The organism is Halpernia sp. (assembly GCF_048269545.1).
In the GTDB taxonomy this organism is placed as follows: Bacteria; Bacteroidota; Bacteroidia; order Flavobacteriales; family Weeksellaceae; genus Halpernia.
Genome location: NZ_JBLXIJ010000005.1, coordinates 120,156 through 144,163, shown reverse-complemented (window position 1 = coordinate 144,163; position 24,008 = coordinate 120,156). Strand labels below are relative to the sequence as shown.

The 24,008-nt window shown below is 31.4% G+C and carries 24 protein-coding genes, 5 tRNA genes and 1 other RNA gene; 12 read left to right on the top strand and 18 right to left on the bottom strand.

What is annotated here, in order from left to right; all coding sequences use genetic code 11:
- Positions 1–112: 112 nt before the first annotated feature.
- The 14 genes from nusG to ACN0WB_RS08195 all read right to left on the bottom strand — a co-directional run bounded on the left by nusG (position 113) and on the right by ACN0WB_RS08195 (position 7,061).
- Positions 113–655 (bottom strand): transcription termination/antitermination protein NusG, encoded by a 543-nt coding sequence (nusG, locus tag ACN0WB_RS08260; protein WP_417430684.1) that lies wholly within the window; start codon positions 653–655, stop codon positions 113–115.
- Positions 656–676: 21 nt separating this feature from the next.
- Entirely contained in the window at positions 677–883 is a 207-nt protein-coding gene (gene secE, locus ACN0WB_RS08255; RefSeq protein ID WP_417430682.1) for a preprotein translocase subunit SecE, read from the bottom strand.
- Between the two features lie 12 nt (positions 884–895).
- Positions 896–966 (bottom strand) — tRNA-Trp (locus tag ACN0WB_RS08250).
- A gap of 55 nt (positions 967–1,021) precedes the next feature.
- Positions 1,022–2,209 carry an elongation factor Tu gene (gene tuf / locus ACN0WB_RS08245; protein ID WP_417430680.1) on the bottom strand — a complete coding sequence of 396 codons (1,188 nt, stop codon included), beginning with the start codon at positions 2,207–2,209 and terminating at the stop codon, positions 1,022–1,024.
- Between the two features lie 251 nt (positions 2,210–2,460).
- Positions 2,461–2,532: transfer RNA gene (locus tag ACN0WB_RS08240), tRNA-Thr, on the bottom strand.
- 40 nt (positions 2,533–2,572) lie between these two features.
- A tRNA-Gly gene (locus ACN0WB_RS08235) sits at positions 2,573–2,648 on the bottom strand.
- 67 nt (positions 2,649–2,715) lie between these two features.
- Positions 2,716–2,796, bottom strand: a tRNA-Tyr gene (locus tag ACN0WB_RS08230).
- A gap of 20 nt (positions 2,797–2,816) precedes the next feature.
- Positions 2,817–2,890 (bottom strand) — tRNA-Thr (locus tag ACN0WB_RS08225).
- A gap of 100 nt (positions 2,891–2,990) precedes the next feature.
- On the bottom strand, positions 2,991–3,281 hold the full coding sequence (locus ACN0WB_RS08220) for an HPF/RaiA family ribosome-associated protein (protein WP_417430678.1): 291 nt from the start codon (positions 3,279–3,281) through the stop codon (positions 2,991–2,993).
- A 21-nt stretch (positions 3,282–3,302) separates the two neighbouring features.
- Entirely contained in the window at positions 3,303–4,193 is an 891-nt protein-coding gene (locus ACN0WB_RS08215; protein WP_417430676.1) for a tyrosine-type recombinase/integrase, read from the bottom strand.
- A 78-nt stretch (positions 4,194–4,271) separates the two neighbouring features.
- Positions 4,272–4,469, bottom strand: coding sequence for a 30S ribosomal protein S21 (gene rpsU, locus ACN0WB_RS08210; protein ID WP_417430674.1), 198 nt, complete (start codon positions 4,467–4,469; stop codon positions 4,272–4,274).
- 59 nt (positions 4,470–4,528) lie between these two features.
- Positions 4,529–5,881, bottom strand: coding sequence for a DNA repair protein RadA (radA, locus tag ACN0WB_RS08205; RefSeq protein ID WP_417430672.1), 1,353 nt, complete (start codon positions 5,879–5,881; stop codon positions 4,529–4,531).
- A 124-nt stretch (positions 5,882–6,005) separates the two neighbouring features.
- Complete coding sequence (locus tag ACN0WB_RS08200) at positions 6,006–6,566, bottom strand: transposase (protein WP_417430670.1); 561 nt, start codon at positions 6,564–6,566, stop codon at positions 6,006–6,008.
- Between the two features lie 63 nt (positions 6,567–6,629).
- Positions 6,630–7,061, bottom strand: coding sequence for a DUF6759 domain-containing protein (locus ACN0WB_RS08195; protein WP_417430668.1), 432 nt, complete (start codon positions 7,059–7,061; stop codon positions 6,630–6,632).
- Positions 7,062–7,138: 77 nt separating this feature from the next.
- Here ACN0WB_RS08195 and ACN0WB_RS08190 point away from each other — a divergent pair, with 77 nt between their 5' ends.
- From ACN0WB_RS08190 to rnpB, 4 genes are all read left to right on the top strand, one after another.
- Complete coding sequence (locus ACN0WB_RS08190; RefSeq protein WP_417430666.1) at positions 7,139–7,882, top strand: dienelactone hydrolase family protein; 744 nt, start codon at positions 7,139–7,141, stop codon at positions 7,880–7,882.
- Positions 7,883–8,028: 146 nt separating this feature from the next.
- The gene (locus ACN0WB_RS08185) at positions 8,029–9,636 is read left to right on the top strand and encodes a CTP synthase (protein ID WP_417430664.1); all 1,608 of its coding nucleotides are present in this window, start codon (positions 8,029–8,031) and stop codon (positions 9,634–9,636) included.
- 213 nt (positions 9,637–9,849) lie between these two features.
- A complete protein-coding gene (gene yidC, locus ACN0WB_RS08180) occupies positions 9,850–11,637 on the top strand; it encodes a membrane protein insertase YidC (protein ID WP_417430662.1) in 1,788 nt (595 codons plus the stop codon).
- 196 nt (positions 11,638–11,833) lie between these two features.
- Positions 11,834–12,165, top strand: an RNA gene (gene rnpB / locus ACN0WB_RS08175) — RNase P RNA component class A.
- Between the two features lie 69 nt (positions 12,166–12,234).
- Here rnpB and ACN0WB_RS08170 read toward each other — a convergent pair.
- Together ACN0WB_RS08170 and ACN0WB_RS08165 are read right to left on the bottom strand one after the other, a co-directional pair.
- Positions 12,235–13,107, bottom strand: coding sequence for a PPK2 family polyphosphate kinase (locus ACN0WB_RS08170; RefSeq protein ID WP_417430660.1), 873 nt, complete (start codon positions 13,105–13,107; stop codon positions 12,235–12,237).
- Positions 13,108–13,188: 81 nt separating this feature from the next.
- The gene (locus ACN0WB_RS08165; RefSeq protein ID WP_417430658.1) at positions 13,189–13,578 is read right to left on the bottom strand and encodes a DUF1573 domain-containing protein; all 390 of its coding nucleotides are present in this window, start codon (positions 13,576–13,578) and stop codon (positions 13,189–13,191) included.
- A gap of 116 nt (positions 13,579–13,694) precedes the next feature.
- Here ACN0WB_RS08165 and ACN0WB_RS08160 point away from each other — a divergent pair, with 116 nt between their 5' ends.
- From ACN0WB_RS08160 to ACN0WB_RS08145, 4 genes are read left to right on the top strand one after another with little or no spacing between them, the layout of a single operon-like run.
- On the top strand, positions 13,695–16,313 hold the full coding sequence (locus ACN0WB_RS08160) for a valine--tRNA ligase (protein WP_417430656.1): 2,619 nt from the start codon (positions 13,695–13,697) through the stop codon (positions 16,311–16,313).
- On the top strand, positions 16,313–16,948 hold the full coding sequence (locus ACN0WB_RS08155) for a DUF4241 domain-containing protein (protein WP_417430654.1): 636 nt from the start codon (positions 16,313–16,315) through the stop codon (positions 16,946–16,948). Before ACN0WB_RS08160 ends, ACN0WB_RS08155 begins: the two co-directional genes overlap by 1 nt.
- A gap of 31 nt (positions 16,949–16,979) precedes the next feature.
- On the top strand, positions 16,980–17,888 hold the full coding sequence (locus ACN0WB_RS08150) for a ribokinase (protein WP_417430652.1): 909 nt from the start codon (positions 16,980–16,982) through the stop codon (positions 17,886–17,888).
- Positions 17,889–17,945: 57 nt separating this feature from the next.
- Positions 17,946–18,788: an alpha/beta fold hydrolase gene (locus ACN0WB_RS08145; RefSeq protein WP_417430650.1), complete on the top strand. Its 843-nt coding sequence runs from the start codon at positions 17,946–17,948 to the stop codon at positions 18,786–18,788.
- Positions 18,789–18,798: 10 nt separating this feature from the next.
- On the opposite strand, the gene ACN0WB_RS08140 is transcribed toward ACN0WB_RS08145, so the two are convergent.
- Positions 18,799–19,371 carry an ACP phosphodiesterase gene (locus ACN0WB_RS08140; RefSeq protein WP_417430648.1) on the bottom strand — a complete coding sequence of 191 codons (573 nt, stop codon included), beginning with the start codon at positions 19,369–19,371 and terminating at the stop codon, positions 18,799–18,801.
- 81 nt (positions 19,372–19,452) lie between these two features.
- On the bottom strand, positions 19,453–19,965 hold the full coding sequence (locus tag ACN0WB_RS08135; protein WP_417430646.1) for a YceI family protein: 513 nt from the start codon (positions 19,963–19,965) through the stop codon (positions 19,453–19,455).
- Between the two features lie 268 nt (positions 19,966–20,233).
- Here ACN0WB_RS08135 and hpt point away from each other — a divergent pair, with 268 nt between their 5' ends.
- The 4 genes from hpt (at position 20,234) to ACN0WB_RS08115 (ending at position 23,956) form a co-directional block, all read left to right on the top strand.
- Entirely contained in the window at positions 20,234–20,791 is a 558-nt protein-coding gene (gene hpt / locus ACN0WB_RS08130; RefSeq protein ID WP_417430644.1) for a hypoxanthine phosphoribosyltransferase, read from the top strand.
- Between the two features lie 43 nt (positions 20,792–20,834).
- Positions 20,835–21,413, top strand: coding sequence for an adenylate kinase (locus ACN0WB_RS08125; RefSeq protein ID WP_417430642.1), 579 nt, complete (start codon positions 20,835–20,837; stop codon positions 21,411–21,413).
- 92 nt (positions 21,414–21,505) lie between these two features.
- Complete coding sequence (gene obgE, locus ACN0WB_RS08120; RefSeq protein ID WP_417430640.1) at positions 21,506–22,489, top strand: GTPase ObgE; 984 nt, start codon at positions 21,506–21,508, stop codon at positions 22,487–22,489.
- 216 nt (positions 22,490–22,705) lie between these two features.
- Positions 22,706–23,956 (top strand): DEAD/DEAH box helicase, encoded by a 1,251-nt coding sequence (locus ACN0WB_RS08115; RefSeq protein ID WP_417430638.1) that lies wholly within the window; start codon positions 22,706–22,708, stop codon positions 23,954–23,956.
- Positions 23,957–24,008: the final 52 nt, after the last annotated feature.

Here is a 24,008-nt window from a genome sequence, read left to right as displayed (position 1 = left end):
AATAATTACAAAGGTTTGCTTAAAAAAATATAGTTAATAATTTATTATTCTGATAAATTGTAAAAAAAAACCACTCCTATAAAAGTGGTTTTATTATATTTCTATAAAATATTTAAACTTTTTCTACTTGCATAAAGCTAAGTTCCATTGGAGTTCTTCTACCGAAAATCATAACTGAAACTTCAATTTTTTTCTTGTCTTCGTGTATTTTCTCAACTGTTCCGTTGAAACCATTGAAAGGACCATCTGTTACCTTTACGCTATCTCCCACGATATATGGAATGTCCATTTCTACAGCAAATTCAGAAAGTTCATCCATTCTTCCAAGCATTCTGTTTACTTCAGATTTACGCATAGGAACTGGATCTCCACCTTTGGTTAAACTTAAAAAAGAGATAACACCGGGAATATTTTTTATAATATGAGGAATTTCACCAATTAAATTAGCTTCCAACATCAGGTAACCTGGGTAATAAGGTTTTTCTTTGGGAACTTTTTTACCGTTCCGCATTTGGATTACCTTTTCCATAGGAATGACAACTTGAGTAACATCATTTTCGAAACCCAATCTTTTCATTTCGTTTTCAATATAAGTTTTTACCTTATTTTCTTGCCCACTAATGGATTTTAGGACGTACCAGTTTAATTCACTCATCTCTTTTGGAAAATAATAATTTTAATTAAACATATTAATTAAGCTACCTACAAAATTTTTAATAGCTGTACTAAAAGCTGAATCTACTCCAAAAGTAAATAAAGCTAAAAGCACTGATGTTACTGCAACTACTATTGTAGAAGATTGTAATTCTGGCCATTTTGGCCACTCCACTTTCGTTGTAAATTCTGTATAAGAACCTTTTATAAAATCTACTAATGAACTCATAATAATATTTTGCACGGGCACAAGGACTCGAACCCTGATCAACGGTTTTGGAGACCGGTATCCTACCATTGGACGATGCCCGTAGATTAAAAATGTTCCGCAAGTTTCCCTGCGGAACGATTTTTTATTTAATTTAGATTAGTCTAAAATTTCAGTAACTTGACCTGCACCAACTGTTCTACCACCTTCTCTAATTGCAAATCTAAGACCTACATTAAGAGCGATTGGTTGTAATAATTCAACAGTTATAGTTAAGTTATCTCCCGGCATTACCATTTCTACACCTTCTGGTAAGAAAATCTCACCTGTAACATCGGTTGTTCTAACATAGAATTGTGGACGATATTTGTTGTGGAATGGAGTGTGACGACCACCTTCTTCTTTTGAAAGAACGTAAACCTCAGCTTTGAATTTTTTGTGTGGAGTTACAGAACCCGCTTTCGCGATAACCATACCTCTTTTGATATCTGTTTTTTCAATACCTCTTAACAATAAACCAACGTTATCTCCAGCTTCTCCTCTATCTAAGATTTTTCTGAACATTTCAACACCTGTAATTGTAGAAGTTAATTTCTCGTCACCCATACCTACGATGTCTACTGGATCACCTGTATTAATAACACCTGATTCTATTCTACCTGTCGCAACTGTACCACGACCTGTAATAGAGAATACATCTTCAATTGGCATTAAGAATGGTTTATCTTGATCTCTTACTGGAAGTTCAATCCAACTATCAACAGCATCCATTAATTCTTCAATTTTCGCTACCCATTTTGGATCTCCATTAAGACCACCTAAAGCAGATCCTTGAATAACTGGCGTATTATCACCATCATAGTCATAAGAAGAAAGCAAATCTCTTACTTCCATTTCTACTAACTCTAATAATTCTTCATCATCTACCATATCAACTTTATTCATGAATACCAAAACGTTTGGTACGTTTACCTGGCGACAAAGTAAGATGTGCTCTCTTGTTTGTGGCATTGGTCCATCAGTAGCTGCAACTACTAAAATGGCACCGTCCATTTGAGCTGCTCCAGTTACCATGTTTTTTACATAATCCGCGTGACCAGGACAATCAACGTGCGCATAGTGTCTATTTGCAGTTTCATATTCAATGTGTGAAGTATTAATTGTAATACCTCTTTCTTTTTCTTCTGGGGCAGAATCGATTGAAGAGAAATCTCTTGCTGTTCCGAATCCTTTTTCAGATAATACTTTACTGATTGCTGCAGTAAGTGTAGTTTTACCATGGTCAACGTGACCAATAGTACCAATGTTCAAGTGGGGTTTGTTACGATTAAACGTTTCCTTTGCCATGATTTTAAATATTTATTTTATATTAAATTATTGATTTTTTCAGTGCGCAAATATAGTGAAATTTTAAATAAAAAAAATTATTTAAATAGTTTTTTCCATTCAAAACAACCACATTATAAATTCTGAAAAAAATTGAGATGCAAATTTACAATTTTTTTTGAAGAAATAAAAACATTAAGTTTCTCTCCTCTATTATAATTTACTTTAAAATAAAATTCTCAGAAAGAATCTGAGAATTTTTAAAATTAAAGAGCCAACTACGGGAATTGAACCCGTGACCTCTTCCTTACCAAGGAAGCACTCTACCTCTGAGCTAAGTCGGCAAAAAAAAACCACAAATGAACAAACTTTTGTGATTTTTTATGGAGCGGAAGACGAGGGTCGAACTCGCGACATTCAGCTTGGAAGGCTGACGCTCTACCAACTGAGCTACTTCCGCAATTTTTTTTCAAAAATGTTGATATATGTTTGGCAAAATTAAAAAAATAAATCCACTTTTAAAAAAGTGGGGAGAGCAGGATTCGAACCTGCGAAGTTTTCACAACTGAGTTACAGTCAGTCCTCGTTGGCCGCTTGAGTATCTCCCCAATCTCTTTTATTTTAAATGAGCCTCCAGAGGGACTCGAACCCACGACCTGCTGATTACAAATCAGCTGCTCTAGCCAGCTGAGCTACGGAGGCAAAGATTTTAATGAACTTCTTATCTGTTTTTGCGAGTGCAAATATAAGGTAGTTTTATTGAAATCTACAAATATTTTTTACATTTTTTTTAAAAAATATTTTATGCTAATTCCTTTTTCTTGATTAACAGTTTCTTAGCAACTTCAGCACATAAATCTAAACTCTCTTCAAAACTAGAACTTGTCTTTTTTACTACTATATCATCACCAGGAACACCCAAAATAATTTCAGCTGTTTTGTTTTCTTTATCAGAAGTATTTTCAACTTTTAAAAATACTTTGCAGTCTAATATTTTATCATAATAAGTCTCTAGTTTATTAAGTTTTTTTTCTAAATATTCTTCTAGCGGTGCATGTGGCGTTAATCCTAAAGATTTTACATGTATTTTCATAATAATAAATTTTGGTTAAAATTAATTCTTTCTTTCTTTTTTCTCTGCTCTCGGATGTGCAGCGTTTAAAACTTTCTTAAGTTGCTCTATATTAGATGAAGTGTAAACTTGTGTAGAAGCCAAACTACTGTGTCCCATCAATTTCTTTACTTTACTAATTTCTGCTCCGTTTTCTAAAACCTGCGTTGCAAACGTATGTCTCAATATATGGGGGCTTTTTTTCTTTTTTAAAGTTACTTGACTAAGATAGAAATTTACTACAGAATAGACAAATTTTTCATTTAATCTTTTACCTTTTTTACTTACAAAAAAATATATTTCATTATCTTCATGTGCATTTCTTTCTTTCTCAAAATAAAGTTGAAACTTATGAGCTAATTTTTCTGAAATAGGAATCAATCTTGTTTTGTTTCCTTTTCCTAAAACTGAAATTTCCAATTTAGTATAATCTACATTTTGAACTAATAAATTACAAAGTTCAGCCTTTCTTATTCCAGTTTGGTAAAGAAGTTCTACAATGCACTCTCTCAAATAATCATTTTTATTTTCAAAAATTTGTTCTAAATGTTCCATTTCTTCTAAAGACATCGGAACTTGCTTTTCAGGATAAAATTTTAAAAGCGAAATGCTTTCGATTGGATTAATTGTAATCTCTCCTACTTTTAATAAAAAAAAATAAAAAGATTTTAAAGTAGAAATTTTCCGGTTGATGCTGCGTTTAGAATAATTTTGAATGGAAAGATCCACAATAAAATTTCGAAGCATTAATTTAGAAGCTTTTGCCAAGTCCTCAGAAAGTTCTGTTTTAAACAAAAATTTTTTAAAATCTGTTAAATCTTTAGCATAACTTTTTATTGTAAGTGGCGAGTAACGCTTCTCTATCAACAAATAATCTAAGAACTTCTGAATCATACTAAATAAAAAATCACTTCTCAAATATACAAATTTAAGAAGTGATTTTATATAAAATCTTTAGAAAGATTCGGGATTTTATCCTTGTTCTTCCTTGCTGATTAATCTTTGTTTGTGAGCTGCTTTTAGGTTAGCTTGTCTTTTTACAACTGAAGGCTTGTTAAATTGTTGACGACCTCTTAAAGCTCTAACTGTACCCGTTTTATCAAATTTTCTTTTGTATTTTTTAAGGGCTCTATCGATAGCTTCGCCATCTTTTACTGGAATTATTAACATAGTTTACATCTCATTTTGGTTTGCAAAAATACAATTATTTTTTAATGTTGCAATTATTTTTAAATTAATTTTTCATGAAATTCTTCTATTTTATTCACAACTTCCACTACAATTCCCAGTTTCTTTTTTGCAATTTTATTTAAACCCGAAACAAAAATTTTTTCATAACCCAATTTTTCTGCTTCTGAAATCCTTTGCTCAATTTGTGGAACTGGTCTAATCTCGCCACTCAAGCCAATTTCTCCCGCAAAGCAAAATTTTTCTGAGATAGCAATATCTTCATTACTAGAAAGAATTGCCGCAATTACGGCTAAATCTAAAGCGGGATCATCGGTTTTAATTCCGCCCGTAATATTTAAAAAAACATCTTTTGAACCGAGCATAAATCCTGCTCTTTTTTCTAAAACGGCTAAAAGCATATTCAATCTTTTACCGTCAAAACCAGTAGAACTTCTTTGTGGTGTTCCATAAACCGCAGAACTTACCAGAGCTTGAATTTCCAAAAGCATAGGACGATTTCCTTCTAAAGTAACAGCAACTGCATTCCCCGAAAGTTCTTCAAATTTTTTCGTTATTAAAAGTTCCGAAGGATTTTTTATTTCTCTTAAACCTTGCGCAACCATTTCATAAATCCCGATCTCTGCCGTAGAACCAAATCTATTTTTATTCGCACGCAACAATCTGAACATATGATTTCTATCGCCGTCAAAATTTAAAACCACATCTACCATGTGTTCTAAGACTTTCGGACCCGCAATTTGTCCGTCTTTTGTAATGTGTCCCACCAAAAAAACCGGTGTTCCTGTGTCTTTTGCAAATTTTATAATTTCTGAAGAACATTCTCTGATTTGCGAAACCGTTCCAGGCGAACTTTCTATCAATTGACTTTGCAAAGTTTGAATAGAATCAATAATCACAAAATCAGGTTTTAATTTTTTGGCTTCCGTTAAAATTTTCTCAACCGAAGTTTCTGTGTAAAGAAAGCAATGTTCTTGATGAATTTCTGTTAATCGATCGGCGCGCATTTTTATTTGCGATGCGCTTTCTTCGCCGGAAACATACAGCACTTTTTTTCGCATTTTTAATGCGATTTGTAAAAGCAAAGTTGATTTCCCAATTCCAGGTTCGCCGCCAATTAATGTAACAGACCCCAAAACAATTCCACCCCCTAAAACGCGGTTGAGTTCTTCGGAAGGTGTAGAAATTCTTTGTTCCACACCAAATCCTACATCAATTATATTGACAATTTTCTGTTTCCCAGAACCCAAAATATCATAGGTTGAGCGTGAAGATTTTCCTATAATTTCTTCCACCAAAGTATTCCATTCGCCACAACTTTTGCATTGTCCCATCCATTGCGAATAGTTTGTTCCGCAGTTTTGACAGATGAAAGCGGTTTTTATTTTTGTCATAGATTACAAATTTCCAATTTTTTATTTAATAATAAAAATTTTCCGGTAGAGACGCGATTTATCGCGTCTCAAAAATATTGCAGTTGTTCAAATTAATTACATGTAACTAATCAAGTTTATATGATTATTTCAACGAATCATCATCCCAATTTGCAGGATTATTTTCAATATAATTCTGAATATTTTCAAACGATTTGCTGTTTTTGATGATGTGGTCATGAAACCGAGATTGCCAATCAAAACCTTTTGAAATTTTATTAATTTCAAATTTACACCGTCCTTTATACCATCTGATTATGGTAGAAATATTTTGATGTAGCATAGGATTTTTATTTCCTGTGATGCCGCCGATTTTATGTGGCGGTTCATCATTATTATTTAGAGACGCGATAAATCGCGTCTCTACGAATGGGTTATTTATTATTAAAATGCCGTGCGTGTGGTTTGGCATTATGATGAAATTTCCTAATTCAATGAATGGAAAATGTTCAGGGATTTCTAACCACAACTTTTTTGCAATTAAACCTGATTCATTGTGATACATTTCACCATTCAATATTTTACCAAAATAATTTTCTCTATTGGCAGTGCAAATTGTGATGAAATAAGCACCATTCGCAGAATAATCCCAAGATTGCAAACGTGCTGATGAAATTCTATATTTATTTTGAAATTTATTTCCCATAATAATTACAATACAAACGTGATTTATCACCTCTCAAATCTTATCAATTTTCATAAAAATTATTTATCGCTCAGACAAAGTCACCGTCACACTTTCTACAATATTTTTTCGTGAATTATATTTTGAATTACAAAAATTAGAAGTAAAAGTGTAATTTCCTTTATCCACAATTAGATAATTTTTATCATTTTTATAAACAGGAATTGTATAATTTTTCCCTCCATATATTCTTACAATAATATTGCAATTCGTTTTATTGTCAAAAACAAGCGCAGCGATTTTGTCAGTTGGTTGATCATTAATTAATTGAGAAATAACTTCTGCGGTTCTTTTATTTTTATCGATTTTATCTTTTACCATTAATGTATTAAACTCTTTATTTTCACTATAAACAGAGGAGTTCCCAGAAGAAGCGGGATAACTTGATGGATTGCTATAAACATCACAACTTTTAAAAATAAAAATAATAAAACTGAGGAGGAGAAAATATTTCATAGTTTTAATTTTGATTAAATTTAAACATTTTTGAAAATAAAACACTTATATTTATAGAATTAAAAAATCAAATTACAATGAAATATTCAATATTATTTATATGTATGTTTTTTGCCACTCAACTTTCTATTGCTCAATCATTAAAACCTATTTCCTATAATGATGGTTCCCAAAAACTGAACGGTTTTGTAACATCAAACACTGGAAAAAATTTACCAGGAGTTTTAGTTCTTCCCGCTTGGAAAGGAATTGATAGTGAAGCAAAAAATACCGCATTAGAATTAGAAAAAGCCGGATATATTGCTTTCATTGCAGATATTTACGGAGAAGGAAATATTCCGACAGATAATTCTTCTGCAGGGAAAATTGCAGGAAAATTTAAAACAGATTATAAACTTTATCAACAAAGAATTTCTTCGGCTTTAGACCAATTAAAAAAACAAGGTGCAAATCCTGATAAAATTGCAGTTATTGGTTTCTGTTTTGGCGGAACAGGAGCTTTAGAAACAGCGCGAGGAAATCTACCAGTTGTAGGAATCGTTTCAATTCATGGTGGACTTTCTAAAGATTCTGCAAGACAAAACAATCCAATTACAACGAAAGTTTTGGTAGAAAATGGCGCAGAAGATGGCGGCGTAACTCCAGAAGTTTTAACCGCATTAACTAAAGAATTAAATTTAGGAAAGACCGATTGGCAAATGATTACTTACGCCAATTCTAAACACACTTTCACCAATCCAGAATCGCCAGATTATAATGAAACGATGGCGAAAAGAGCTTGGAAACATACTTTGATGTTTTTGAATGAGATTTTAAAGTAAATAAAATATCAATTAATAAAAAGTTCAAAATATTTTGAGCTTTTTTTGTTGTCAATTTTAAATTTTCAGGATTTTTTTTTTAAAATAAAATGTTCTCAGATTTGCCAATCAAACGAGATAGTTTAACTTTGCGCAAACCTAAACTAATGAGTAAAAAACAAACGAAATATATTTTCGTAACAGGCGGTGTAACGTCTTCTTTAGGAAAAGGAATTGTCTCCGCTTCTCTCGGGCTTCTTCTAAAAGCGCGTGGCTTTAACGTCACAATTCAGAAATTAGACCCTTATATCAATATCGATCCAGGAACATTAAATCCATATGAACACGGCGAATGTTACGTTACGGAAGATGGCGCAGAAACCGATTTGGATTTAGGACATTATGAAAGATTTCTAAACTCTCCTACTTCTCAAAATAATAATGTAACAACAGGAAAAATTTACCAAACCGTGATTGATAAAGAACGAAGAGGTGACTTTCTGGGAAAAACAGTACAAATTATTCCACATATTACAAATGAAATAAAGCGCCGCATAAAAATTTTAGGAAATAAAAATTACGATATTATTATTACTGAAATTGGCGGAACTGTAGGTGATATAGAATCTTTGCCTTATATAGAATCTGTTCGGCAATTGCGTTGGGAATTAGGCTCGCAAAATTCTATGGTGATTCATCTTACTTTATTACCATTTTTAGCTTCAAGTGGTGAATTAAAGACAAAACCGTCTCAACATTCCGTGCGTCAATTAATGGAAAGTGGCATTCAAGCCGATGTTTTGGTTTGCAGAACAGAACATAAAATTCCAAAAGAACAACGTGTAAAACTTGCCCAATTTTGTAATGTCGCCTTCGAAAATGTAATAGAATGCAAAGATTTAGAAACGATTTATGAAGTTCCTATTTATTTACAGAAACAGGATTTTGATGATGTGGTTTTAAAAACTTTAGATTTAAAAAATGATAAAGAAGCCGATCTTAAAGATTGGAAAGAATTCTTAAAAAAATACAAACACCCAAAAAAAAGTATAGAAATTGCTTTGATTGGGAAATATGTAAAACTGCAAGATTCTTATAAATCTATTGCTGAATCTTTTATACACGCAGGTGCAGCGCTAGAAACTGAAGTAAAAGTAAGATGGGTTTATTCTGGTGAATTATCTGAAGAAAATATTTCAGAAGAATTGAAAGGAATAGACGGAATGTTAATCGCTCCAGGTTTTGGCGACAGAGGAATTGAAGGCAAAATCTTAGCCGCAAATTATGCACGAGAAAATAAAATTCCACTTTTGGGAATTTGTCTCGGAATGCAAATTATGACTATAGAATTTGCTAGAAATATTTTGAATTTAGAAAATGCAAACAGCGTAGAATTTGATAGCAGAACTCCAGAACCTGTTATTGATTTAATGGAGGAACAGAAAAATATAGTAGAAAAAGGCGGTACAATGCGACTTGGCGCGTGGAAATGTACTTTGAAAAATGGTTCAAAACTGCAGGAAATTTACGGCACAAAAAATATTTCTGAAAGACACAGACACAGATATGAATTCAACAGTGATTATAAAGAAGCGTTCGAAAAAAATAATTTCATCGCTTCTGGAATAAATCCTGAAACTGGTTTAGTAGAAACTCTTGAATTGAAAGATCATCCATTTTACATCGGTGTGCAATATCATCCGGAATATAAAAGCACAGTTGCAAATCCGCATCCTTTATTTTTGGCTTTCATAAAAGCGGTTTCCAAAAAGTAGTTCCTTTAAACACAAAAACATGAAGGCTTTTTAAAAATCTGAAATAAAATCTGAAATCCGAAAACAAAAATTTCATTTGTGACTTTATAATTTAGAATTTTCATAATTTTTTTCAATGCAAATATTAAAATAAAAATAGTAATTTTGCACCCAAAAATTAATGGAAAAACTACGTCTTTTCAATTCGTAAACTTCCTACTTTAAACAAAAACAATGCAACAAAACAACGGCATAGATAAAAACCAAATCATCAGTTTTGTCTTATTTTCAGTAATCTTATTTGGCTTTTTGATATATTTTCAATCTAAACAAGCGAAAGAAAGTGCCGCCAAACAAGCAAAACAACCCGTAAAAACTGAACAAACAGCTACAAAACCAGCGGAAGTTCAGAATATAAATCCAACAATAAATCAAGATTCTATAAAAACAGTAAGTCTAAAAAATGATTTACTTAATGTTCAATTTTCAAGTTTGGGCGGTCAGATTTCTTCTGTAGAATTATTAAAATTTAAAGCTTACAATGCGAAAGCTGATAAAGACATTGATCCTTTATTTTTATTTAATAAAAATAATGCGTCTTACGGTTTCCAATTTAAAGATAAAACAGGGAAAGTTTTCAACACCAAAGACATGGTTTTCAGTCCTTCCGTAAATGGAAATACTGTAACAATGCAATCAAATTTAAATGGTTCTTTAATTCAGTTTATTTACACTTTAAATCCAAAATATGCAATTGGTTTTAAAGTAAAAACGCAAGGTTTAGCGCAGATTGTAAATAATGGAAAAGCAGATTTCACTTGGAATTACGATGTAAGAGGAAAAGAAAAAGGACGTTCACAAGAAGAACAGCACACAGAATTTTCTTATAGTTTTAATAATTATAAATCTTATGATTATGATGGACGTACAACAATGGAGGAACCAGAAGAAACTTTAAATTGGATTGGAATAAAACAACAGTTTTTTGGTGCAATTATAGAAGCAAATGATGGTTTTACAAATTCTAAAGGAAACCAAGAACAACCAAAAGACGGTGAATTCTTAAAGAAATTTACTTTTGACGGACAAGTAAAAATGGCAGGAAATGAATTAAACCAAGATTTTACTTGGTATTTTGTTCCAATGGATTTAAATCTATTAAAAGAATATAACAAAAACTTTGATGAAATTATTCCACTTGGTTGGTCTTTTATTGGAACGCTAAACAGGCATTTCTTCATTCCAGTTTATAATTTATTGACTTCATGGGGAATTGCTGCAGGTTGGGTAATTTTCTTAATGACGATTATTACGAAAATAATTTTATCTCCGGTCATGTACAAACAGCACAAACTGAGTGCAATGATGCGCGTTATTCGTCCTGAAATAGATGAAGCAAATGCGAAATTCAAAGATGCGGATGCAATGAAAAAGCAACAAGCAACCATGGCAATTTATAGGAAGGCGGGTGTAAATCAAATGGCGGGTTGTCTTCCGGCGGTTTTACAAGTCCCCATATTTTATGCGCTTTTCCGATTTTTCCCAAATAATTTAGATTTGCGTGGACAAAGTTTTTGGTTCGCAAAAGATTTAACAGCTTATGATGACGTTATAAAATTACCTTTTAATATTCCATTATTAGGAGATCATTTAAGTATTTTCGCTGTTGCGTGTACTATTGTAATTTTAATTTATACCATTATGAATTCCGGTAATATGCAGCAACCGCAACAACCGGGAATGCCGAATATGAAAGTCTTAATGTATATTTTCCCAATTACATTTATATTCTTTTTAAATACTTCTGCATCTGGTTTATCTTGGTATTACTTTGTTTCAAATGCAATTAATATTGTTATTATTTTAGTCATAAAATATTGGATATTAGATGAGAAAAAGATTCACGCACAAATCCAAGCGAACAAAGAGAAAGAGCCGAAAAAAGAAGGAAAATTCCAGAAAAGAATGCGCGAAATGATGGAAAAAGCACAAGAACAACAAAAAGCACAAGGCAAGAAATAGACTTTAGACTTTAGACTTTAGACTTTAGACTTTAGACTTTAGACTTTAGACTTTAGACTTTAGACAAAATTAAAAACATCCCGAAAAATTTTCTGGATGTTTTTTTTATAACAAACGCTTTATTTTCAAAAATTCATAATTCATAATTCTAAACTCATACTTTTAAATTTTAAAATTTCTCTATCTTTGCCATCCATGAGAAAAACAGCTTGTTGATTTCAATTTATTTTGAAATAGGAAAGTCCGGACACCGTAGAGCAGCAAAGCGGTTAACAACCGTCGGTCGCGAGATCAGGACAAGTGCAACAGAAAGTATGTATATTAATTTATAGTGAAACCAGGTAAACTCTTTGCGGTGCAATGTTAAGTATATCGATGCTTTTAGATTCGTCTAAAATAGGAGTTGCTCGCTCCGAAAATCGAGGGGTAAACAGCTAAAGTTTTGCAGCAATGTAAAACGTAGATAAATAACAAGCGTTCAGAATTTTTTTTTGAAAACAGAATCCGGCTTATCGTTTTTCTCGTGGTTTTTTGTTATTGCAAAAAAGATTTAAAACAAAATCTAAGTTTTTATATAATTATTTAAGTCAATATAATTTATTTTTCATCTTGTAATGTTAATTTTGCCGCCTCCAATTCGCCTAAATTTTCATTAGTTAGAGTTGGAAATTTCAAATCCATTTTTTCTAAATTTTCGATAATAATTTGCAACGCCGCCAATCTCGTAAACCATTTGCTGTCGGCTGGCAAAACATACCACGGTGCATAATCTTTAGAAGTCTCGTTGATCGCATCTTCATAAGCTTTTTGATAATCGTCCCACAATGCGCGTTCTTTCATATCTCCCAAACCAAATTTCCAATTTTTATCTTCTTCATCAATGCGGTCTAGAAATCTTTGTTTTTGCTCTTCTTTGGAAACGTTAAGGAAAAATTTAATAATTTTTGTACCGTTTTCTGATAAATGTTTTTCAAAATTTCTAATACTTTCATAGCGGTTTTCCCAAAATTTATCATCAAAATCTGAAATATTATCCCAAACTTTTTCATTCAAATTAAATGCAGGATGAACTTTACAAATCAAAATACTTTCATAATGAGAACGGTTAAAAATTCCAATTTTTCCTTTTTCTGGCAACGCAATATAATGACGCCAAAGAAAATCATGGGAATAATCTAAAGAAGACGGCGTTTTAAAACTCGTCACTTCACAACCTTGCGGATTAATTCCTCCAAAAACGTGTTTTATCAAAGAATCTTTTCCCGCTGCATCCATCGCTTGCAAAACAATTAATACAGATTGACTTCCATCTGCATATAATTTTTCTTGCAAAAGCCGAAGTGTATCTTGCTCATCTTTAAGCAATTTTTTACCATCTTTTTTGGAAATAGAACCTTTGTATTTTGTGATAGATTTTTCTATATCAAACTTATCATCAACAATAAAATCTTTAGAATAATTTTTAGACATTTTAAATTTTTAATAAATGTACCAAAAAAAATGCCTCGATAAAAATATCAAGACATTGTAATTATTTTTAATAAATAATATTTAGCTTTTTGCAACTGGAGTAGTATCTTCAACTACAGTTCCTTTAATATAAAGTACTTCTCTTCCTTTTTTCGGATCATTAGAATATACTTCAATCATTTTATTGAACGGATTTACCAATTGTGTATTATAACCTACTTTAATTTTAGCAGATTTTCCCGGCATAATTGGATCTTTGCTCCATTCTGGCGTTGTACAGCCACACGCAGGTTGAACTTTAGAAATAATTAAAGGCTTGTCTCCTGTATTTGTTACCGTAAAAAAAGTATGTCCATCAGAACCTTTTGCAATTGTACCGTAATCATGAGTTGTTTCATTAAATGAAATTGTTTGTGCAGAAGTAAAAGCGAAAGTTGCAGTTAACATTAATCCTGCTAAAATATTTTTCATAATTGTCAATTTGTAATTAATTAGTAATAGACAAATTTAAATATTATTTAATAAATAGAAGATATAATTTTTGATTATCTTATTTTTGCAAACATTACGCTTTAGAATTTAGAACTATGCAGATTTCAGAAAAATATAATCCGAAAGAAACCGAAAGTAAATGGTACAAATACTGGTTAGAAAATAATTATTTTCATTCTACACCAGATGAAAGACCAGCTTATACCATTGTAATTCCGCCACCAAATGTTACGGGAATTCTTCACATGGGACACATGTTGAATAATACCATTCAAGATGTTTTGGTTCGTCGTGCGAGAATGCAAGGTTTTAATGCTTGTTGGGTTCCAGGAACGGATCACGCGTCTATTGCAACAGAAGCAAAAGTGGTGGCAAAATTAGAATCTGAAGGAATAAAAAAAGAAAATCTCACCCGTGAAGAATTTTTAAAACACGCCTGGAAATGGACCGATCAATACGGCGGAACTATTTTAGAACAATTAAAAAAACTGGGTTGCTCTTGCGATTGGGAACGCACGAAATTTACTTTAGAAGAAAATCTATCCAAACAGGTCATAAAATCTTTTGTTGAATTATTTAATAAAGGTTTAATTTACCGCGGTTTTAGAATGGTAAATTGGGATCCAAAAGCCAAAACCAATATTTCTGATGAAGAAGTAATTCACAAAGAATTAAACGGAAAACTTTACTTTTTAAAATATAAAATTGAAGGTTCAGAAGAATTTATGACCGTTGCTACTACTCGACCAGAAACTATTTTCGGTGACGTCGCAGTTTGCATTAATCCAAATGACGAAAAATATTTTCATTTAAAAGGAAAAAATGTCATTGTTCCAATCGTGAATAGAATTGTCCCGATTATTGAAGATGAATATGTGGATATTGAATTCGGAACCGGAGCTTTAAAAATTACGCCGGCTCATGATATTAATGATTATGAAATTGGAAAAAAACATCAACTTCAAATTATTGATGCTTTAGACGATGACGGAAAATTAAACGAACACGGACTTCATTACAATGGTCAAGATAGATTTGTAGTAAGAAAACAAATCGCAAAAGAATTAGAAGAAAAAGGATTGCTTTTAAAAGCAGAAGATTACGTCAATAAAGTGGGAACTTCCGAAAGAACCGGCGAAATTATTGAGCCGAAATTATCCGTTCAATGGTTTTTAAAAATGGAAGATCTTGCAAAACCAGCTTTGGAAGTTGTAATGAACGGAGACATAAAATTATTCCCAGAAAAGTTTAAAAACACCTATAAACATTGGATGGAAAACATCCGAGATTGGAATATTTCTCGTCAACTTTGGTGGGGACAACAAATTCCTGCGTATTTTTTTGGTGATGGTGAAGATGATTTTGTTGTAGCAGAAAATATTAAGGAAGCCTTGATTTTAGCAAAAGAAAAAACTGACAACCAACAACTGACAACTGACAACTTAAAACAAGAAGAAGATGCGCTCGATACTTGGTTTTCATCTTGGCTTTGGCCAATGTCGGTTTTTGATGGTTTAAATAATCCAAATAACGAGGAAATAAATTATTATTATCCAACTGCAGATTTGGTAACCGGTCCAGATATTATTTTCTTTTGGGTCGCAAGAATGGTGATGGCTGGTTTAGAATTTCGAAATGAAATTCCTTTTAAAAATGTTTATTTTACCGGAATTGTGCGCGATAAACAAAGAAGAAAAATGTCTAAACAATTGGGAAATTCTCCAGATCCAATAGAATTAATTGAAAAATATGGCGCAGATGGCGTTCGTGTGGGGATTTTATTGAGCGCTCCTGCCGGAAATGATTTATTGTTTGATGAAGATTTAATGCTTCAAGGAAGGAATTTTGCCACAAAAATCTGGAACGCGTTTCGACTGGTTCAAAATTGGGAAAAATCTGAAACTATAAAAAGTAATTCTGCGGATCAACAAGCAATTGAATGGTTTGAAAATCAGATTAATAAAACCATTATTGAAGTCGCAAATCAATTTGAAAAATTCAGGATTTCTGATGCTTTACATTTAATTTATAAACTAATTTGGGACGATTTCTGCTCTTGGTATTTAGAAATTATTAAACCCAATTATGGCGAGCCAATTTCTAAAGAAGTTTATCAGAAAACGATTTATTTCTTTGAAGAATTAATGAAATTAGTTCATCCATTTATGCCGTTTTTATCTGAAGAACTTTGGCAACAAATGGGAAATAGAAATATAGATGAAGCTTTAATAATTGCACAGCAAAAAAAAGCAACTTCTTTTAAAGAAGAATTAGTAAAAGATTTTGATTTTACCAAAGAAATAATTTCCGGCATAAGAAATTATCGACAATCGAAAGGCATCTCGCCGCGTGAAACGGTGGAAATTTTCACCAACGCTGATTCATTTAAAAATGAAGAAATCATTAAAAAACTTGCAAATTCTGAGCAAGTTAATTTTAATAAGAAAACAGATTTACCAAGTTTTACATTTTTAGTTGGTGGAACAGAAATTTCAATTCCATTTAGTGAAAATTTAGATTTAGCTGAAGAAAAAGCTAAAACTGAAGAAGAATTAAAATATTTGCAAGGTTTTCTCATTTCAGTAGAAAAGAAATTATCTAATGAGAAATTTGTTGCAGGCGCGCCAAAGCAAGTTTTAGAAAACGAGCAAAACAAACAGAAAGATGCGCAAGAAAAGATCAAATTATTGCAAGAAAAATTGAAAACTTTGTAATGAAACACCTAGAAAATCTCACAAAATTATTCAGTAAAAATTTAGCAGATAATATCTTAATTGATACTTATGAAGCAGGAGAATTGCACATTAGTTCAGGCGAAATAATTGCTTGCGATCCTTTAATTACAAATGATAAAGCACCTTTTTTAATTAAATTTCCTAATGGGAATTTTCCAGTTTTAATTCATAAAGAAAAAGAAAGCAACTGCATCGCTTATGTAGAAATTACATTTTCGAAAAATAAAATCGAAAAATGGGAATTAGCACTTTGTGAAAATCAAAATTTAAAAGATTTAAAGGAAGGCGAAATTTTCGGTTATCCTGTGAAAAGCGGAATGGGCTGTTTTATGGACGCCAAAACCCAAGAATGTTTGAACCATTTGGAAACGCGACTTTACCATAGAAAAGGTGCAGATTTCATGGGTATTTATGAAGAATTTTTTCATCCTTCCTTTTATGACAGTTCTGGAATATTTAATCAATTTGCAATTTTAAAACCCGATGAAGTAGAGCCTGAAAATATGATTGCATTTGAAACAGGTTACGGAGAAGGATTTTATGGAACTTATATTGCTTTCGATGAAAATAATAAACCTGTGAAAATTATTTCAGAATTCATAGAAATGGCTTAGATTTAGCATTTCAAATTTTTATTTTTACAATATGAATTTTCAAAATATAAAATTTAACCAAAATTATTCTCCGAAAATAGTTGTAGTCGGAAGTTGTTCTATTGATTTAGTACTTAATACTTCCCAAATGCCACAAGCAAATCAAACCGTTTTAGCCCATCAATCTGAAAGTTTTTTTGGTGGAAAAGGCGCAAACCAAGCAGTTGCAACGGCAAGATTAGGCGCAAGCGTTTATTTTGTAGGCGCTGTAGGTGCAGATCCGCACGGACAACAAATTTTAAGAAATCTACGTGAAGAAAACATTAATATTGGTTTTGTAGCAGAAAAAATAAATACTGCAACTGGAACTGCATTTGTTACCGCATCAGAAGGAAAAAATGCAATTGTTGTAGTTCCTGCAGCAAATGATTTGCTTACTCCAGAAGATATTGATGCCGCAGAAAAAGCACTTTCACAAGCAGATTTGGTTCTTACTCAATTAGAGATTCCACTAGACACTGTGAAATATTTATATAAAAAATGTAAGCAATTAAACGTTAAAATTGCAATTTATGCCGCTCCAGGAAATAAATTACCACAAAATATTATAGAACAATCTGAATTTATAATAGCAAAAACCAATGATTTAGCTTCGATTTTTGGACCAGAAAGCAGAGAACAAATAATGAAAAGACTACCCAATAAATTATTTGTGCGAGATGACACCAATTCTTCAATCTATTTTAACGGTTCAGAAATGAGTTATTTTAGAAATGATCCTGCACAAACAGCTCATAAAATGGGAATGGGCGATGCTTTTACATCTGGTTTTGCAATGGCGTATTGTCATAAAAATAAAATAAAAGATTGTGTGAAATTTGGAAATGATGTTTCATTAAAAGTAGCGGAAAACAGAGGTTCGCAAAGTGGATTGCCTTTTTTAAAAAATGTTTTGGTTTAGGTTTTAATCAAAACTTAATCTTTAGAAATCATACATTTTCTTATATTTCATTTTTAAATGACAGAATTAAATTTAAAAAACGCTTCAAACCAAACTATTTTTGCCACACTTTTTGAGCCGAAAATCTCCAATAAAAAGATTATTTTAATTAATTCTGCAACAGGCGTAAAACAACAAATTTATTTTAATATTTCCCGCTTTTTAGCAAAAAATGGTTTTACAGTAATTACTTATGATTATTCTGGAATTGGTTTATCCAAACCAAAAATTCTGAAAAATTCTGATAGTTCTATGCGAACTTGGGGAACTGAAGATTTTAAAACTTTGACCAATTTTATTAAAATTAAGTTTGAGAATTATGATAAATATTTAATCGGACATTCGGTGGGTGCATTAATTTTAGGAATGAATGAAGGTTCTAAACAATTTAAAAAATTTATTTTTTTTGGTGCACAAAAAGCGTATGTAGGAAATTTAAATTTTAAAACCAAACTTTTAGCTTACGGTGGATTCGGTATTTTGCAACCATTTTTCACGAAAATTTTTGGTTATTTTCCGGCGCAATATTTCGGTTTAGGTGAAAGTCTCCCAAAAAATGCAGCCTTTGATTGGCGCACTTTAATTTTAAATAAGAAATCAACAAATGCACTTTTAGAGAAAATTGATTTTAATTTTTCTAACGATTTACAACAAAATGTTTTGGTTTTGCGAGCAGAAGATGATTCTTGGCTCACAGAAAAAGGCGTAAAAAGTTTATTAAAAGAAACTTTTCCCAATTTAAAACCAACTTATAAAGTTTTAAAAATTGCAGATTCTCCGAAAAAGGAAATTGGTCACATTAATTTTTTTCGGTCTTATAATGAACCTTTGTGGAAAATTATTTTGAAAGAATTTAAATAATAAATTTGAACTAAAATTTAGAATTCATTTCTGAAATATGTGCTTTTAATTCTGGAAAAAATATATCAAATTTTTCTTTTAAAAAAACTTTATTCTGAAGAAAAACTTCAAGAATTGGAATTTCTTTTTCAAGATATTTTGCTTTGTTTAAAACATTTTGAAAACTATATTTTATTCCCCAATCAAATTTATAATTATAAAGCCAATTGTCTTTTTGCATAGAATTCAATCGATTGTGAAAAATTTCCGGAAAATAATTTTCATATTCACGCAACGCTTTATAAACTTTATCGGTATGTTTTTTTAAATCATTTTCTGATAAACTATTTGCTAAAAAATAATCAAAACTCACATCAATAAAGGCTCCAGAATAAAGTCTAACCAAAGGTTGATAAATTTTTTTGGCTTCTGTAATTATAGGGTGAGAATCTGTAAAAGTATCTATTTCTCTATGCAAAATGATACCTTCTTGGATTTTTTCGGGTAAATTTCCACGCTGATTATTTTTCACATAATCTTCCAAAAATTGTCCCACAATTTGTTGGTCTGAAAAAGAAAGATAAGAATGTGCTAAATAATTCATTGAATTAAATGTGATTAAATTTAAAAAAAATTCTATGATTTAATGAAAAATCATAGAATTTAAAATTTAAAGATGGTAAAATTATGCTTGTTTAGAAAATTGCAAATCACCCGCAATTTTCACTTCATCACTTACCAAAACGCCGCCAGTTTCTAAAGTAGCATTATAAGTCAAGCCAAAATCACTTCTTTTAATTTTTCCTTCAAAAGAAAAACCAGCTTTTGTATTTCCCCATGGATCCACGTTTATTCCTCCAAAATCTACATCTAATTTCACCGGTTTTGTAACGCCATTTATCGTTAAATTTCCAGTGATTTCATCATTTAAAGAATCACTTTCAAAATTAATAGTTGGATTAACTTCTACATTAAAAAAGTCTGCGCCTTTTAAGTGATTATCTCTATCTGAATTGTTTGTAAAGACAGAATCAGTCTGGATTGTTGCGGAAGTTTTTGCATTTTTGAATGAATCATCTTCTGATTTTATTTCTGCATCAAAAGTTTGAAAGTTGCCTTTCACGTTAGAAATCATCATATGTTTTACTTTAAAAGTAATTTCACTATGAGACGGATCTAATTTCCATGTTGTTGCCATAATATTTTATTTTTGTTATTAAATTATAGTGCAAATTTATTTTAAAAGTCATCTAGAAACATTGACTTAGGATAAGAAATCATGTTACAATAATTTTGCCAATTAACGTTTTTTGTTAAAAAAGAATTTTAATCATAAACTTGATTTTCATTAATTTTCTTTTTATTAATTCACTTTTTAAGAAAAATATATCATATTATAATAATTAAACCATTTACAGTAAAATTATTCTTTTTAAAAAGTTTAAATTTGCACCTTATAAAAATCTATGGACCGTATTAAAATACACGACAAAAATTTTGTCACATATCTTAAAGATGAAGAAATTCAATCCATCGTAAAAGAAACTGCTCTAAAAATTCATCAAGATTACAAAGATGAAACACCCGTTTTCATCGGCGTTTTAAATGGTGTGATTATGTTTTTTTCAGATCTGTTAAAACATTATCCAGGTAAATGTGAAATCGCATTTATCCAAATGAGCTCTTATGTGGGAACGCAATCTACAGGAATTGTTTACCAAAAAATGGATTTAACTAAAGACATTAAAGATCGACACATTATTATCTTAGAAGACATTGTAGATACAGGAAATACTGTGGAAAGTTTGTTTCAATATTTCAAAGAAACGCAACGTCCAAAATCTATAAAAATCGCTTCTTTTCTTTTAAAACCAGATGTTTATGATAAAGATTTTAAAATAGATTATGTTGGTAAAGAAATTCCAAACAAATTTGTTTTAGGTTATGGCTTAGATTATGATGAATTGGGGCGAAATCTTAAAGATTTATACCAATTAGAAGATGGAAGAATTAATGAAGATTAAATAATAGTAAAGTTTTAAAAACTTATTTTCAAAAAAAATAAAAATGATAAACATTGTCTTATTCGGCCCTCCCGGAAGTGGAAAAGGAACGCAGGCAGAAAATTTAATTAAGAAATTTCATCTGAAGCAGATTTCAACTGGGGATTTATTCAGATTTAATATGAAGAATGAAACACCACTTGGAATTCTTGCAAAATCTTTTATTGAAAAGGGAGAATTGGTTCCAGATAAAGTGACAACAGATATGCTGATTGAAGAAATTAAAAAGCCGACCGATTGCAATGGTTTTATATTCGACGGCTATCCGAGAACTACTTTTCAAACTGCTGCATTAGATGAAATTGTTAAAAATGAACTGCATTCTGAAATTTCAATTTGTTTGTCTTTAGTTGTAGAAGATAAAATATTAGTTGAAAGATTGATCAACAGAGGAAAAACAAGTGGCAGAAAAGACGATTCTGAAGAATCTATTATTAAAAATAGAATTGTAGAATATTATAAAAAAACGGCAGAAGTGGCCGAACTTTATAAGCAACAAGGAAAATACATCGAAGTAAATGGTGTAGGAGAAATTGCTGAAATTTCGGAAAAACTTTTTGCAGAAGTAGAAAAAATTAAATAGTTGTTAGTTGTTAGTTGTTAGTTGTCAGATTTCAAGTGCAAATCTCAACGAAAAACACTAACAACCAACAACTGACAACCAATAGCTAAATTATGTCCAATTTCGTAGATTACACCAGAATAAATTGTAAAGCCGGTCACGGAGGAGGCGGATCTGCGCATTTGCGTCGAGAAAAATATATTCCAAAAGGCGGTCCAGATGGAGGAAATGGCGGTCGCGGTGGAAATATAATAATGCGCGGAAACGAAAATGAATGGACGCTGCTTCCACTTCGTTATACAAGACACGTAACTGCAGGACGAGGAAAAAACGGACAAAAAAGTCAATTAACTGGCGCAGATGGAGAAGACGTTTATATCACAGTTCCACTTGGGACAATTGCAAAAAATGAAGAAGGCGAAATAATTGGCGAAATTTTAGAAGACGGACAAGAAATCATTTTATTTAAAGGTGGAAAAGGCGGAATGGGAAATGAATTTTTTAAAACTTCCACCAATCAAACGCCTCGTTATGCACAACCAGGAGAACCTGGTGAAGAAGGAATGGTAATTTTTGAATTGAAAGTTTTAGCAGACGTTGGTTTAGTTGGCTTTCCAAATGCTGGAAAATCCACACTTTTAGCTTCAATTTCTGCCGCAAAACCAAAGATTGCAGATTATGCTTTTACCACTTTGACACCCAATTTAGGAATCGTGGAATACAGAAATTACAAATCTTTTGTAATGGCAGATATTCCGGGAATTATTGAAGGTGCAGCCGAAGGAAAAGGTTTAGGACATCGTTTTTTGCGTCATATTGAACGAAATTCTATTTTATTATTTTTAATTCCCGCAGATTCTGAAGACCATTTTCAAGAGTTTAAAATTTTAGAAAATGAATTAAAAGAATACAATCCGGAATTGATAGATAAAGATTTTATTTTATCTATTTCAAAAGCAGATCTTTTAGACGACGAACTAAAAAAAGAAATTGCCGCAGAATTTCCTGAAAATAGACAACCACTTTTTTTCTCAGCCGTGTCGCAAGAAGGTTTAATGGAACTAAAAGATGCCATCTGGAAAAAATTACACGGATAATTATTTTTAAAATATTAAATTTATAAACGAAAGAGTTTTTACTTTTTCGCTTTTTTGTGGAAAATCTTTATTCAAACAAATAAACTATCTTTGCAAAATATTTCGCGGCATTCTTAGCCAAAGTAATTTTTAGATTACTCCATTTGCAACTGCAAATGTGCTTAAAATGAAGAAGTAAACTACTTCATCCGCACAAAAAATTTAATATAAATAAATTTGTTATTTACAGACTTAAAAATTATTAAGCCCATCTTAGATGCGCTTGAAAAACAAGGCTATGAAAAGCCAACTCCTATTCAGGAAAAAGCAATTCCATCCATAATTGACGGAAAAGATTTTCTCGGTTGCGCCCAAACTGGGACAGGAAAAACCGCCGCTTTTGCTATTCCAATTTTACAAAATATTGCTGAGAGAAAAGGACCAAGAAACAATCAAATAAAAGCATTAATTTTAACTCCTACAAGAGAATTAGCGATACAAATTGAAGAAAACTTTGAAGCTTATGGTAAAAATTTACCTGTAAGAACTTTAGTAGTTTTTGGTGGTGTAAAACAAGGCACACAAGAAAAATCTTTACGTCGTGGCGTAGATGTTTTGGTAGCAACACCTGGAAGACTTTTAGATTTTATTTCACAAGGCATTATTACTTTAAAACATTTAGAAATTTTTGTTTTAGATGAAGCGGATAGAATGCTCGATATGGGCTTTGTACACGATGTGAAACGCATTATCAAAATGATTCCGCAGAAAAGACAGACTCTATTCTTTTCCGCAACTATGCCGCAAGAGATTGATTCTTTGGCGAATTCCATTTTAAATAATCCCATAAAAGTACACGTTGCTGCAGTTTCTTCAACAGCTGAAACAATTAATCAATCGGTTTATTTTGTGGATAAAAGTGACAAATTAGACTTATTAACACATCTTCTACAAAACGATATTAAAGATTCTGTTTTGGTTTTTTCTCGTACAAAACATGGCGCAGATAAAATCGCTAGAAAATTGCATTCTCACAAAATTTCGGCAGAAGCCATTCACGGAAATAAATCTCAAAATGCAAGACAAAACGCATTGAGTAATTTTAAAAATGGAAAAACCAGAATTTTAGTTGCAACAGATATTGCAGCACGTGGAATTGATATCGATGATTTAAAATACGTTGTAAATTTCGAACTTTCCGATGTTTCTGAAACTTATGTCCATAGAATTGGGCGTTCCGGAAGAGCTGGTGCAGAAGGAAATTCCATTAGTTTTGTGGATGGTTTAGATTTAATTAATTTAAAAAATACCGAAAAATTAATCGGTAAAAAAATACCCGTTGAAAAAAATCATCCTTATCACACAGATAATTTAGTTTTTGAAAAACGAGATTCTAATAATAAACCTTTTAGACCACAACGAAATGCTCCAACTTCTGGACATTCTAAAAAGCCAAATAATAAAAGCAATTTTACGCGAAACAGATAAAAGTAAAACTTTTTTTAAATCAAATACTTTCTTCGGAAGGTATTTTTTTTGT